This is a genomic window from Streptosporangium sp. NPDC006013 (assembly GCF_040614275.1).
GTDB lineage: Bacteria > Actinomycetota > Actinomycetes > Streptosporangiales > Streptosporangiaceae > Streptosporangium.
Genome location: NZ_JBEXUE010000292.1, coordinates 1 through 12857 on the forward strand (window position 1 = coordinate 1; position 12857 = coordinate 12857).

At 70.0% G+C, this 12857-nt stretch carries 9 protein-coding genes; 5 read left to right on the forward strand and 4 right to left on the reverse strand.

Features of this window, described 5'->3' with window-relative positions; all coding sequences use genetic code 11:
• Positions 1-118 precede the first annotated feature (118 nt).
• The gene (locus tag ABZ260_RS33630; RefSeq protein WP_355625810.1) at positions 119-3427 is read right to left on the reverse strand and encodes a BTAD domain-containing putative transcriptional regulator; all 3309 of its coding nucleotides are present in this window, start codon (positions 3425-3427) and stop codon (positions 119-121) included.
• Positions 3428-3576: 149 nt separating this feature from the next.
• Between ABZ260_RS33630 and ABZ260_RS33635 the strand changes: the two genes are divergently transcribed.
• A complete protein-coding gene (locus ABZ260_RS33635) occupies positions 3577-4173 on the forward strand; it encodes an NAD(P)H-dependent oxidoreductase (protein WP_355625812.1) in 597 nt (198 codons plus the stop codon).
• Between the two features lie 103 nt (positions 4174-4276).
• The gene (locus ABZ260_RS33640; protein WP_355625814.1) at positions 4277-4825 is read left to right on the forward strand and encodes a dihydrofolate reductase family protein; all 549 of its coding nucleotides are present in this window, start codon (positions 4277-4279) and stop codon (positions 4823-4825) included.
• 178 nt (positions 4826-5003) lie between these two features.
• Here ABZ260_RS33640 and ABZ260_RS33645 read toward each other — a convergent pair whose 3' ends face one another.
• Complete coding sequence (locus tag ABZ260_RS33645; protein ID WP_355625816.1) at positions 5004-5867, reverse strand: universal stress protein; 864 nt, start codon at positions 5865-5867, stop codon at positions 5004-5006.
• Positions 5868-6024: 157 nt separating this feature from the next.
• Between ABZ260_RS33645 and ABZ260_RS33650 the strand changes: the two genes are divergently transcribed.
• Positions 6025-7725, forward strand: coding sequence for a GAF domain-containing sensor histidine kinase (locus tag ABZ260_RS33650; protein WP_355625818.1), 1701 nt, complete (start codon positions 6025-6027; stop codon positions 7723-7725).
• 12 nt (positions 7726-7737) lie between these two features.
• On the opposite strand, the gene ABZ260_RS33655 is transcribed toward ABZ260_RS33650, so the two are convergent.
• Positions 7738-8379, reverse strand: coding sequence for a response regulator transcription factor (locus ABZ260_RS33655; protein WP_355559500.1), 642 nt, complete (start codon positions 8377-8379; stop codon positions 7738-7740).
• Between the two features lie 111 nt (positions 8380-8490).
• On the reverse strand, positions 8491-10593 hold the full coding sequence (locus tag ABZ260_RS33660) for a glycoside hydrolase family 65 protein (RefSeq protein WP_355625820.1): 2103 nt from the start codon (positions 10591-10593) through the stop codon (positions 8491-8493).
• 296 nt (positions 10594-10889) lie between these two features.
• Between ABZ260_RS33660 and ABZ260_RS33665 the strand changes: the two genes are divergently transcribed.
• On the forward strand, positions 10890-11780 hold the full coding sequence (locus tag ABZ260_RS33665) for a universal stress protein (protein ID WP_355625822.1): 891 nt from the start codon (positions 10890-10892) through the stop codon (positions 11778-11780).
• Positions 11781-11855: 75 nt separating this feature from the next.
• On the forward strand, positions 11856-12722 hold the full coding sequence (locus ABZ260_RS33670) for a universal stress protein (RefSeq protein WP_355625824.1): 867 nt from the start codon (positions 11856-11858) through the stop codon (positions 12720-12722).
• Positions 12723-12857: the final 135 nt, after the last annotated feature.

Consider the following 12857-nt stretch of genomic DNA (forward strand, 5'->3'; position numbering starts at 1 on the left):
ATACCGGGTTCCCACCCGACCTCCCCTGTCCACGCCGGTTACGGGCGGCTATTTCGAGCCGCTCGTCCGTTTCGCGAGGACCATGTTCCGGAAAACCGTCCCGGTCCGAGGCCGGGGCTCACTCCGGGTGCGGTCGTGCCGCGGTCGTCTCGGGCGTGGCCGGTGGTGGGGCCAGCAGGGACCGTATCTCCGGAGAGGTGAGAGTGCCGCCGCGTTCGAACCCGGCGGTGAAGCGGTCCGCGCCCAGCGCTTCACGCACCCGCGTGGTGATCCGGTCGATGTCGCCGCGTTCCGTGGGAGGCGGTGGGGAGTCCGACGCGCGGGCCGCGGCCCCCGCACCCAGGAGCAGGGCGGCGCCGTCGTGGTCTCCGGCGAGGGTCAGTGCCCCGGCCAGGCCCTCCAGGGCGCCTGGCATCTCACGGGAGCTTTCGAATCTGGCCGCGAGGTCGATGGACCCCAGATGCGAGGCGAGGGCCGCGGCGGCGTCGCCACGCTGCTCGGCGACGAATCCCAGCTCGCTCATGATTATGGGGAGGTACGGGGGCGGAGTCTCCTCCGCGCTCTGCTCGGGGGCACCGTTCAGCAGGTCGCGCAGGTGGGTCTCGGCGAGATCGAGAAGATCCTCCCTACGGGCCGCGAAGGCGAGCCCCATCGTGGCGAAGATCTGCGCGGTCCGGTGGCCCTGCTCGGTCGCCAGCCGTAGTGCCCGCTCACAGGTCTCCCTGGCCTGGGCGTAGTCGCCGCGTTGCAGGGCGGTCCAGCCGAGCCAGGCCAGCCGCCCGGCGACCTCGGGCCAGAGTCCGAGTTCTTCCGCCATGCGCAGGCCGTCCCGGTGCAGCCGGTCGGCCCGCTGGAGATCACCGGTCATCTCGGCCAGAGCGCCGAGCCAGCCGGTGGCCTCCAGTCTGCCCCAGCGGTCGCCGAGCTCGCCGAACAGCTCAGCGCTCCGTTCGCCGTCGCGTCCGAGCGCGGCCAGATCGCCTCGTACGTGCGCGAGCTTGGCCCGGGTGGCGAGGGCCGCGGCCGTCCCCCACCGGTCACCGGCCGCCTGGAAGGCCGGCAGCGCCTGGTCCAGCAGGTCCTCCGCGACCGACAGGTCGCCCAGGTCGATGCCGGTGTGGGCCAGAAACCACTCGGCCCTGGCACGCCCGGCGGGATCGCCTGCGTCCTCGTACATCGACAGGGCCTCGCGGCGGCGATCCTCTCGGTCCGCGACGTCACCGTGGAGGAAACCGATCCCGGTCTCCCAGGCCAGCGCACCGGCGCGGAGCGCGGAGGTCCGGGAGATGGACGCCTCGTTGGCGAGGGCCAGTGCGGAGGCCAGGGATCGCCGGGCTTCGGTCAGTCGTCCACGCAGTAACCAGTACCAGGCCATCGCGTTGACCAGGCGTAGCGCGCCGGCCGCGTCCTTCGCGCCGAGGGCGGTGTCGAGCGCGGTGCGGATGTTGGCGGTCTCCGCGTCCAGGCGGTGCAGCCAGCGTTGCTGCCGGTGTCCGTACAGGTGCGGCGCGGCCTGTTCGGCGAGGTCGGTGTAGTGGTGCCGGTGGCGTTGTCGCAGGCGTTCGAGCTCGCCTGTCCGGCGTAGATGTTCGGCACAGTAGGCGGTGACCGATTCCAGGAGACGGTAGCGGGGGCCGTCGGCGGTGTGGACGACGGTGACCAGGGAGCGGTCTACCAGGCGTGCCAGGAGGTCGGGGATGTCGGCGGAGGCGAGGTCCTCGGCGGCGCAGACGTTCTCCGCGGCGTGCAGGGTGCAGTCGCCGGTGTGAACGGCCAGGCGCTGGAGGGTGAGACGTTCCGGATGGGTAAGGAGCTCCCAGCTCCAGTCGATCATGGCGTGCAGGGTCTGCTGGCGGGGTGGGGCGCCGCGGTGCCCGCCTGCCAGGAGGCGGAAGCGGTCGTCGAGGCGGTCGACGAGGTTGTGGACTCCCAGGGCGCGGACCCTGGTGGCGGCCAGTTCCAGGGCCAGCGGGATGCCGTCCAGGCGGCGGCAGAGCGTCGCGACCGCCGGGGCGGTGTCGGCGTCCAGGGTGAAATCTCTGCCGGCGGCGGACGCCCGGGCGACGAACAGCTGTACGGAACCGGTTTTTCGCAGGGTCGGCAGGTCGGTCTCGGTGAGGCGGGGCGTGTCCAGGGGCGGGACGTTCCAGATCACCTCGCCGGTCAGTGCGAGCGGTTCCTGGCTGGTGGCGAGGATGCGCAGCGCGGGGATGGCCTCGAGCAGGTGCCGGACGAGTTCGGCGACCGGTTCGACGAGGTGTTCGCAGTTGTCGAGCACGAGGAGCAGCCGCCGGGAGCGCAGGGCGCCGGTGAGCCGGTCCAAAGGTGACGTCGGCTCCGATGGGGCGAGGGGGGTTCGGATGTCCAGCACCGTCATGATCGTTTCAGCGAGCCGGGACACCGCGTCCGACGCCCCGGACCGGTCGAGCGAGGCGAGCTCGACCAGCCACACCCCGTCGGGAAAGGGGGCGGCGGGCGACTCGGGGGAGGGGCCGGTCAGGCGTCCGGCGACTTTGACGGCGAGGCGGGTCTTGCCCACTCCGCCGGGACCGGTGAGGGTGACCAGGCGGTTGGCGCCCAGCAGGGCGCGGAGCTCGGTGGCCGCGTGGTCTCTGCCGATCAGGGGGGTGAGAGGGGTGGGCAGGTTGGTGGCGGGTCCGGCGGCGCTGGTGGGTGGTGCCGGCGGGTCGAGGGCGGGGTCCTGGGTGAGGATGGCCCGATGCAGGGCGCCGAGGTCGGCGCCGGGGGTGAGGCCGAGTTCGTCGGCGAGGTGGTCGCGGAGTTCCTCGTAGCTGCGGAGCGCCTCTGTCTGCAGTCCGGAGCGGTAGAGGGCGCGCATGTGGGCGGCGCGCAGCCGTTCTCGCAGGGGATGCCGGGTGAGCAGATCGCCCAGTTCGGCGGCGAGCGGGGCATGCTCACCGAGGGTGAGGCGGGTCTCCGCGTGGTCTTCGCGGGCGGTGAGCAACTCCTCGTGCAGGCGCGCGACGGTGGGGCCGGTGAAGGGTTCGTCGGCGAAGTCGGCCAGGGCGGGGCCGCGCCACAGGGCGAGCGCGTCGGTGAGCAGCGCCGCTCTGGTCCGCGGGTCGCCGGTCCTTCCCGCCTCGGCGACCAGCGACCGGAAGCCGTCGGCGTCGGTGTCGGCCTTCAGCAGATATCCAGCCGGGTGGTGTGCGACCAGCTCCCGGCCACCGGGTTCGGCGTCCTCCAGCGCGCGCCGTAGCTGCGAGACCTTGGCCTGCAGAGCGCCTGCGGGATTGGCCGGCGGGTCCTCGCCCCACAGGTCGTCGATCAGCCGGTCGGCGGGCACCGGGCGTCCCTCGTGCAGGAGCAGGTCGGCCAGCAGGGTGCGGACCTTCACCCCGGGGATCGTGACGGATCGTCCGTCCGTCGTCCACACGGCCAGTGGCCCCAGTATCCCAAAACGCATGATCGACACGATAACCCGACATAGAGGAACGGCTTGCCGGGTTCGTGCCGATCGCAACAGCCGATGGTAAGTCCGCGAGAAGAAGACCGTAAGTCCCTCCAGGCAGAGTGGACACATCGAGCCGGACACGGAGGCGAAGGAGGCCGGAGATGGCGGAGACGCACGAGAGCGACCGGTTGAGGGTGGCGGTCATCGTCGGCAGCACCCGTCGCGGCCGGTTCGGCCCCACGGTGGCGGCCTGGTTCGTGGCGCGGGCGCGCAGGCGGGCCGATCTGGAGATCGATCTGATCGATCTGGCCGAGGTCGCCCTGCCCGGCACGCTCACGGACGAGGACGAGGCGCCGCCCGCCCCGGTGGCGGCGCTGGCACCGCGCCTGGCCGATGCCGACGCGTTCGTGGTGGTGACTCCCGAGTACAACCGGAGCTTTCCCGCTCCGCTCAAGAGCGCCATCGACTGGTTCTACCCGGAGTGGCGGGCCAAGCCCGTCGCGTTCGTCTCCTACGGCAACGACTCCGGCGGCCTGCTGGCCGCCGCGCAGCTGCGTGAGGTGTTCACCGAGCTGCACGCGGTGGCCATCCGCGACGGTGTCGCGCTGCCCCGCTACTGGGAGCAATTCGCCGCCGACGGCAGCTGGCCCAGAGTCGGCGCGCCGTGCGACACCGCGGTCAAGACCACTCTGGACCAGCTGACCTGGTGGGCCCACGCACTACGCGAGGCCCGCGCCAGACGTCCCTACACCGTCTGAACCAGGCAGGACACGACCGTAGGAAATCCCGCGCGCCGCGGAAGATCGCGGGGCGTTTCACCCAACAGCGCGTTCGCCGAACGCCGGAATCACGGAGACACCAATGGGTAAGGTCATCACTTCGACCTACGCGACGCTCGACGGTTTCATCGACAACCCCCATCTGTGGTCCATGCAGTACTCGAACGCGGAGAGCGGCGAGTACGCCCTCGGCCTGCTCTTCGCCGCCGACGCCCTGCTGCTGGGACGGGTCACCTACGACGGTATGGCGCAGGCCTGGCCGTCGATGAGCGGCAACCCCTACGCCGACCGGGTGAACGACATTCCCAAGTACGTGGTCTCCTCGACTCTGGAGAAGGCCGAGTGGAACAACTCGACGATCATCCACGGAGACGACCTCGTCACCGAGGTGGCCAAGCTGAGGGAGCAGCTCGACGGGAACATCCTGATCTGGGGCTGTGGCCGGCTCACCGACACGCTCATGGAGCACGGCCTCCTCGACGAGTACCGGATCTGGCTCTACCCGGTCGTCCGCGGCCAGGGGGAGCGGCTGTTCCGTGAGGGCACCGAGGCGACCCTGGAGCTCACGGACACCGTGACGTTCGATTCGGGAGTCGTCGTCCTCACCTACCGGCCGGCGAGCGCCGACTGAACGCCCCCCGGCCAGGGGAGACGGCCCTGCTCTCCTGGCCGGGGCGGCAGGTCTGACGTTCCAGGTGGCCGTTCCGCGCGACCATATTTAGCGATCTACATTGTAAAGGCGCTGATCGAGGTTAAATACCCAAAAACCCGACAAACCATCGACCGGCACGGCAGTGCGGAGCGAGAGCTCAGACCCGGCGCGCGTGCTGGATGACGGCCACGGGCGCGTGGGCGTGGGGGAGAAGGGCGTGCACCGTCGATCCGAGGAGCCACGCGGAGCCGGGGGCGCCCACGACGACCAGTTCGGCGGAGGCCGAGGCGTCGATGAGTGCTCTGGCCGGGTGTTCGTGTACCACCTGCTCGACGATGGGCACGTCGGGGAACCTCTCCCGCCAGCCACCGATGGACTCGGCCAGCAGGCGCGCCTCTTCCTGGCCGACACCTTCGAGGTCGAAGACGAGCGGTTGCATGTCGCCGGGTGCCCTGACGGCCGGATGGATCCAGGCGTGCACCATCCGCAGGGGGAGGCCGCGCAACATGGCCTCGTGGAAGGCGAACTCCAGGATGTGTTCCTGGCCGGGGCGTCCGGTGACGCCGACGGCGATCTCGGTGCCGTGCTCGGTGCGGGGTTGGCCCACGACCACCACCGGGCAGGGGGATCGATCGGCGAGGGCGCGGCTGACCGAGCCCAGCAGCAGCCCGGCGAATCCGCCGCGGCCTCGGCTGCCGACAACGATCATCTGTGCGGTCTCGGCCGCGGCGATGATCGCCTCCGCGGTGGCACCATCGGCGATCTCGGTGCTGACCGTCACGGTGGGGGCGGCGGCGAGGGCCCGCTCGGAGGCATGGCGCAGCAGCCTCCGGGAGGCGGACTCCGCCGCGGGTCCCCAGTGGGCGGGCTGCGGGACGAGGGGGACGTCGTAGGCCCAGCGGAGGGTGACGTGTACCAGGTGCAGGGGCGCGTTCCTCAGGATGGCCTCTCGTGCGGCCCAGGTCACGGCTTGGAGTGAGGAGTCCGAGCCGTCGACGCCGACGATGACGGGTTCTGCCATGAGCACCACCTTGGGACGGAAGCCGGGCCGTGCCCGTATGGAGGCTATGTACCCGCCTTGGAACCGTGTCTCCGCTGGTCCGGCGCTTTTCAATCTTGAAGCGGGGTGCCCCGGTGGGGGAGCGCACGTCCCGTGCCGGGGTGCGAGACTTCGCAGTATGGGGGAGTTCGAACCCGGCGCGTTGGTACCGCACATGCGGCTGGACGAGCTGCTGTCGGAGCTGAGGGTGCGTCTGGAGGCGGTGCTCGCCACCCGTGACCGGGTGCACGCGCTGCTGGACGCGGTCGTCTCGGTGGGCGGCGAGCTTGATCTGGAGACCGTGCTGCGCCGCATCGTGGAGACCGCGATCTCCCTTGTCGACGCCACCTACGGCGCTCTGGGGCTGATCGGCGAGGAGAACACACTCGTTCAGTTCGTCCCGGTGGGGTTGAGCGAGGAGGAGATCGCGGGCATCGAGCACTGGCCGCACGGCCTTGGCCTGATCGGTCTGCTGATCAAGCAACCGCAGTCGCTGAGGCTGGCTCGCATCTGTGATCATCCGGAGTCGTACGGCTTTCCGCCCGGCCATCCGCCGATGGGGTCGTTTCTGGGGGTGCCGATCCGGGTGCGTGAGGAGGTTTTCGGAAATCTTTACCTCACGGAGAAGCGTGGGGGAGGGGAGTTCGACGACGAGGACGAGGCGATCGTGACCGCGCTGGCCACCGCCGCCGGTGTCGCGATCGAGAACGCCCGGCTGTATGCGGAGAGCCGGCGGCGGGAGATGTGGCTGCAGGCCTCGGCGGAGGTCACCACCAGTCTGCTGTCGGGGGCGGAGCCGGGAGAGGTGCTCACGTTGATCGCGCGGCGAGCGCGGCAGATGGCCGGTGCCGATCTCGTCGCGGTCCTGTTGCCCGAGAAGGGCGGGCAGGTCCTGCGAGCGGTTGTCGCCGACGGGCCGGGTGGTGAGCAGGCGGTTCATGCGGAGACGTCTGTCGCCGACTCTCTTGCCGGTCTGGCCTTCACCAGCGGTGAGCCGCTCATGGTCACCGATTCGGCCGAGGCGGAGATTCTGACCGTGATCACCGGCCGTGTCCTGCCGGGTACGGTGGCCGCGGTGCCGATCGGCGCGGCGGGAGGGGTGCGGGGTGTGCTGCTGCTGGGTAAGCATCCGGGGTGTGTCCCGTTCAGCCAGGCGGAGTTGCGCACCCTGCACTCCTTCGCCGGGCAGGCCGCGGTTGCCCTGGAGCTGGCGGAGAGGCGGGTGGACGCCGAGCGGCTGAGCCTGCTGGAGGATCGTGACCGGATCGCCAAGGATCTGCATGATGTGGTGATTCAGCGGTTGTTCGCCGTCGCCATGACGCTGATGGGCACCGCGCGGTTCGTGGAGCGGTCTGAGGCCTCTGAGCGGTTGCGTAACGCGATCGACGAGTTGGACAGGACCATCCGGCAGATCCGCTCGACGATCTTCGCCCTGCAGGCTCCTCTTCAGGAAGGCGGTCGCGGTCTGCGCGCGCAGATCGTGGAACTGGTCGAGGGCGCGCGGGCCCATCTGGGTTTCATGCCGGGCCTGATGATGGAGGGGCCGCTGGACGGTGGCGTGCCGGAGCGGGTCGCGGAGCACCTGCTGGCCGCTCTGCGGGAGGCTCTGTCCAACATCGTGCGGCATGCCAGGGCCTCCAGGGCCGAGGTGACCGTTGAGATCGAAGGCGATCGGCTCGTTCTCACCGTGGTGGACGACGGGGCCGGGGTGCCCGGGGGGTGCAGGCGCAGTGGGTTGCGTAATCTCAAGGAGCGGGCCGAACGGCTCGGCGGGTCCTTCTCGGTTGAGTCCTCTCCGGAGGCGGGGACCCGCCTGATCTGGAGCGCGTCCCTCACCTAGCCGAAGGTCCGCTCATTCGGGGTGGTTGGTCTTCAGTCGTGTCACCAGGGCGGCGGCCTGGGTGCGGCGTTGCATGTTCAGTTTGGACAGCAGGTTGGAGACGTAGTTCTTGACTGTTTTCTCGGCGAGGTACATCCGCTCGCCGATCTGCCGGTTGGTCAGGCCTTCGCCGATCAGTTCCAGGATGTGGCGTTCCTGGTCCGACAGGGCGGCCAGGGGGTCTTTCTTGACGGCCTGGTCGCGTAGTCGCGCCAGCATGGCGGAGGTCGTCTGCGGATCCAGCATCGATTCGCCGCCCGCCACCGTGCGTACCGCGCCGACCAGGTCTGAGCCGTGGATCTGTTTGAGCACGTAGCCGGAGGCGCCCGCCATCACGGCGTTGAACAGGGCTTCGTCGTCGGCGAAGGAGGTCAGCATCAGGCAGGCCAGTCCCGGCATTTTGGAGCGGACCTCACGGCACACGTCCACCCCGTTGCCGTCGGGCAGGCGCACGTCCAGAACCGCGACGTCCGGTTGTAGTGCTGGAATGCGGGCCACCGCCGACTCGGCGGTTCCCGCTTCGCCGATCACCTCGATGTCGCCTTCGGATTCCAGCAGTGCGGCCACGCCGCGCCGTACCACTTCGTGATCGTCGACCAGGAACACGCGAATCATGTCCTGAGATTATCCTTCCCGGAGTGCCGGTGGTAAGGACGAGGGTCCCTGCCGTCGTGCGGTGAGCGGTCCCGATGTCTTCGGCGCCGAGCTGGCGGCGAGGGCCGGTGATCAGGTTTTCGCCTCGAACAGGCAGGCCACCCCGGCCATCGCTCCCAGGTGGATTCCTTCGGAGGTGGTTCCCGTCTGGAGGTCTCGCACGTCGTTGTTCAGCGCCTCCGTCAGGAAGGGGTGTGAGGCGCCGGGGCACAGGCGGGCCAGTACTCCGGCGTGGACGACGGCGCTCAGCGTCGAGCCGTGGCAGGTGCGGGCCAGGTAGTAGTCCACGGTGTTCTTGGCCATTGTGGCGTCCCATTCGTAGCCAAGGCCGGTCAGGATCTCGTCGAGCCCTTCCTCGCCGAGCAGATGGAAGAGCATGAGCACGTCGGCCTGTTTGGAGGCCTTGTACCGGTTCGGCGTGTCGCCTTCGGCTTCGAGGATGCGGTCCAGCCGCCGGATGTCTCCGTACTTCTTCCGGTAGGCGGCCCAGTCCAGCTCCTCCAGGCCCGCGTATCCCTCGAACTGGCTGATCACCCCTTCGTGGAAGTCCACCCGCATTCGCCGGGTCAGGGCGGTGAACAGTTCGATCTCCTGTTGGCCGACCCCCTCGGGGCCGACCAGGCCGATCATGTCCAGGACCCGGCGCATCAGCCAGGCGGTCATGACGTTGGTGTAGGCGTTGTTGTCCAGTCCGGGTTCGGCCCGGTCGGGGTAGCCGTCGTGATACTCGTCCGGGCCCATCACGCCGCGGATCGCGTAGCGCCCCTTCTCGCAGGTCGCGAGTGAGGCGAAGAAGCGGGCCACCTCCAGCAGCAACTCGCCGCCGAAACCGGCCAGGAAGGCGGTGTCCTTCGTCGCCTGGTAGTGCTGCCACACGTTGAAGGCGACGGCCAGGCCGACGTGGCGCTGCAGGTGTGAGCGGTCGGGGAGCCAGCGGCCGGAGCGGGGATTGAAGTGCAGGCGTGGTGTCTCCTCCCGGCCGTCGCTTCCGCTCTGCCAGGGGAACATCGCTCCGGCGTATCCGGCGGCATGGGCGGCCCAGCGTGCCTCGGGCAGGCGGCGCCACCGGTACCTGAGCAGTGCCCGGGTGATTTCGGGCAGGCGTGGGGCGAGGAAGGGGATGACGAACAGGTCGTCCCAGAACACGTGGCCCCGGTAGGCCTCGCCGTGCAGGCCCCGGGCGGGTAGGCCGGTGTCGAGTTCCGCGATGTGCGGGGAGGCCGTCTGCAGCAGGTGGAAGACGTACAGGTTGAGGATCTGCTGCACCTCGGTGTCCTGGGCGGTGATGTGCGCCCGTTGCCACAACCGGTCCCAGGCCCGGGCGTGCCGTTTGAGGAGGGTGGAGAAGCAGCCCGCGCGTACGACGGCGCTTCTCGCGGCGGCCTCGCTCTCGGCGATCGCCCTGTCGCGGGAGGTGTAGAGGGCCACGATCTTCTCCACGGTGACCTCGTCGCCGGCTTTCACCTCGACGGTGCGGTCGTCGCCGACCCAGCCCTCCTCGACGCCGGCGTGGCAGCGCCCGCCGGCCAGTGTGGTGCGGGCGGCGAGTGCGATCTCCACGCGGGAGGTGGCGGTGCGGGTCAGTAGTTCGATCACGCCGTGGGCGGCGTGCCCGCAGATCGGAACGAGATGCCGGCCGTCCAGCTCGCGGTAGCGGGCGACTCCGGCGTTGGTGACGCGCCCGTCCAGTGCCGAGCGGATCTCCAGTGATCCGTTCCAGTTCTCCGGAACGATCGTCATCGTGAGGGCGGCCAGGTGTGGGTCGTCCATCGAGACCAGGCGGTGCTGTTCCACTCGGGTGATCCGGCCTTGGGAGTCGCGTATCCGCAGGAATCGGGTGAGAGTTCCCTGGCGCATGTCGAGCGTGTGGCGGTGGGCCAGGATCTCGGCGTTGCCGGGAGCGAACCAGTCGCCGTCTTCGGCGCGAAAGGTCAGGGACAGCCAGTTCGGCACGTTGACGAGGTCCTCGTTCTCCACCGGGTGTCCCGCGATCTGGGAGACGAGCCGGTCGTAGCAGCCGGCGACGTAGGTGCCGGGATAGTGCACCCCGTCGGCGTGTGACTCCGGTGCGGCGCCCCGGGTGGCGAAGTAGCCGTTGCCGAGCGTCGTCAGCGCCTCTCGCAGCCCCTCCTGGGCGGGGTCGAAGCCGTCATAGATGAGGAGCCAGGGGTTCACGTCTTCTCCCGTGAAGTTGTGGTTGTGCCAGATCGGTGACGAGGCCGACGCCGGTGATGGGAGCGGAGGCGAAGTGGCTTGCCCTGACTGCCGGGAGAGTCATGGGTACCCCCTTCCGTCTGCACGGTACGGCACTGTTCACGGCGGTTTTAGGGCTGATAGGCCCTATGGCGCAGGGACCTTCGTCGGAAGGTCGGGCATTGTGCACGGGAGGGGACAAAGGTCCCCCTGCCCAGGGACGATCGCCCCTGTGGGAAAGCGCCGGTACCGCGATCCGATGGGCTGCGGGGGAAGTGATGACCGAATCGATCGCTGTCGGAACGGATGGCTCGGCCGCCGCCACTGCGGCCCTGGAGTGGGCGGTCGACGACGCCGTCCGCCGGGGGGTGTCCCTGCGGATCGTGCACGTCATGGACCACTGGCCGCACGATCTTGTCGGGTTTCCCGCACCGGACCGGCCCGGCCGGCTGGCGTGCTTCGGCGAGCACCTGCTCACCGAAGCGGCCAAGGCGGCGATGGAGCGGAGGCCGGATGTCCGGGTGACCACCGAGCTGATCGAGGGAACGCCGTCCGATGTTCTGTGCGGGCAGGCGGAAACGGCGGTCGAACTGGTGGTCGGCAACCGCGGCCTGGGCGGTTTCGCCGGATCGCCGCTCGGCTCGGTTCCCATCCGGATGGCGGGCCACGTACGCGGCGCGGTGGTGGTCGTCAGGCAGGGCTGTGCCGAGGCGTACGACGAGGTGGTCGTGGGTGTCGACGGTTCCGCCGAGTGCGAACCCGCTCTCGGGTTCGCCTTCGAGCAGGCCGCTTTACGCGGATGCGGGTTGCGCGTGGTCTACGCCTGGCAGACGCCGCTTCATGCGTTCTCGCCGGAGGCGGGCGGAGACAGCGAAGAGATCCGGTGCGCACAGCGCCGGGTGGCCGAGGAGCGGCTGGCCGGCTGGCGGGAGCGGTTTCCCGCGGTCGAGGTCGTCTCGGAGGTGACGCGTGCGCGCCCGGTGCCGGCACTGCTGGCCGCCTCGACGCGGGCGGACCTGCTCGTGGTGGGTTCTCGCGGCCTCGGCGCCGTCGGCTCGGTCCTGCTGGGATCGGTCAGCCGTGAGGTTCTCCACCATGCTCGCTGCCCCGTCGCGGTCGTCAGATCAACCAGGTCCACCGGTCGGGGGCCGCGCGCCTCATCTGGGTGACCGGAGGCCACGGGGGTAGGAGAGCTGCATCGGCTTCTGCCGCGGGGGCGGCCGGAGGTTCGAAGGGGGAACAACATGATCCTGGTGGGAGTCGACGGTTCACAGGCCGCGCTTGAGGCCGTGAGCTGGGCCGTGCGGGAGGCCGGGCTACGCGACACCGAGTTGCGCGTCGTGCACGTCATGGTGGCCTGGCCGTTGGAGATGACCGAGGACGCTCCGTACGCCGACGTGGGCCGGTGGATGCGCGACGGGGCCACGTCCATGCTGACGGACGCGCTGAACCGGGCCCGCGAGGAGGACAGCCGGGTCAAGGTGGAGTCGTCGCTGCTGCCCGGCGACCCCAGGGACGTCCTGATCAAGGCCGCGCGGGACGCCGACCTCCTGGTGGTCGGCAGTCACGGCCGGGATGGTTTCTCCGGCATGCTGCTGGGGTCGGTCGCGCTGGGCGTGACCGGGCGTGCCCCTTGCCCGGTCGCCGTCATACGGAGGACGCCCGCGCGGCCGGGCGGTGAGGTGGTCGTCGGAGTCGATGGCTCCGTGGCAGGCGTGTCGGCCATCGAGTTCGCCTTCGCCGAGGCGTCCCTGCGCGGTGCCGACCTGCGGGCGGTGCACGCCTGGAACCAGCCCGTCGTCGGTGGGAGGCCGTTCGCCCCGGCGTCCGCCGAGGAGACGGCCGAGGGTGAGCGGCGACTGCTGGCCGAGGCGCTGGCCGGCTGGGGCGAGCGCTATCCGGATGTCACGGTCACCGAGCAGGTGGAGCAGGGGCATCCGGTGGATGTGCTGAAGAACGCCTCGGCACAGGCCGATCTGCTGGTCGTGGGGTCACGTGGCCGCGGGGACCTCGCGGGGCTGCTGCTGGGCTCGGTCAGTCACTCGCTGCTGCAGCACGCCGTCTGCCCGCTGGTCGTGACACCCGCCGTCGCGGCACCCCGGCACACCTGACCGGACGGCAGGAGAGGGCCACATCCGCTTACCGGCGGCGAGAGACGAAGGGGGGATCATGACGCGCCGCCAGTGGGACCAGTCGCTGGCCACCCTCGCCGCGCTGGCGAAGAAGTACGACGTGGAACTCGTCTC

Excerpts from the sequence above, each read along its gene's own strand:
- ABZ260_RS33630 (WP_355625810.1), bottom strand. The coding sequence starts at position 3,427 with ATGCGTTTTGGGATACTGGGGCCACTGGCCGTGTGGACGACGGACGGA.
- ABZ260_RS33635 (WP_355625812.1), top strand. The coding sequence starts at position 3,577 with ATGGCGGAGACGCACGAGAGCGACCGGTTGAGGGTGGCGGTCATCGTC.
- ABZ260_RS33640 (WP_355625814.1), top strand. The coding sequence starts at position 4,277 with ATGGGTAAGGTCATCACTTCGACCTACGCGACGCTCGACGGTTTCATC.
- ABZ260_RS33645 (WP_355625816.1), bottom strand. The coding sequence starts at position 5,867 with ATGGCAGAACCCGTCATCGTCGGCGTCGACGGCTCGGACTCCTCACTC.
- ABZ260_RS33650 (WP_355625818.1), top strand. The coding sequence starts at position 6,025 with ATGGGGGAGTTCGAACCCGGCGCGTTGGTACCGCACATGCGGCTGGAC.
- ABZ260_RS33655 (WP_355559500.1), bottom strand. The coding sequence starts at position 8,379 with ATGATTCGCGTGTTCCTGGTCGACGATCACGAAGTGGTACGGCGCGGC.
- ABZ260_RS33665 (WP_355625822.1), top strand. The coding sequence starts at position 10,890 with ATGACCGAATCGATCGCTGTCGGAACGGATGGCTCGGCCGCCGCCACT.
- ABZ260_RS33670 (WP_355625824.1), top strand. The coding sequence starts at position 11,856 with ATGATCCTGGTGGGAGTCGACGGTTCACAGGCCGCGCTTGAGGCCGTG.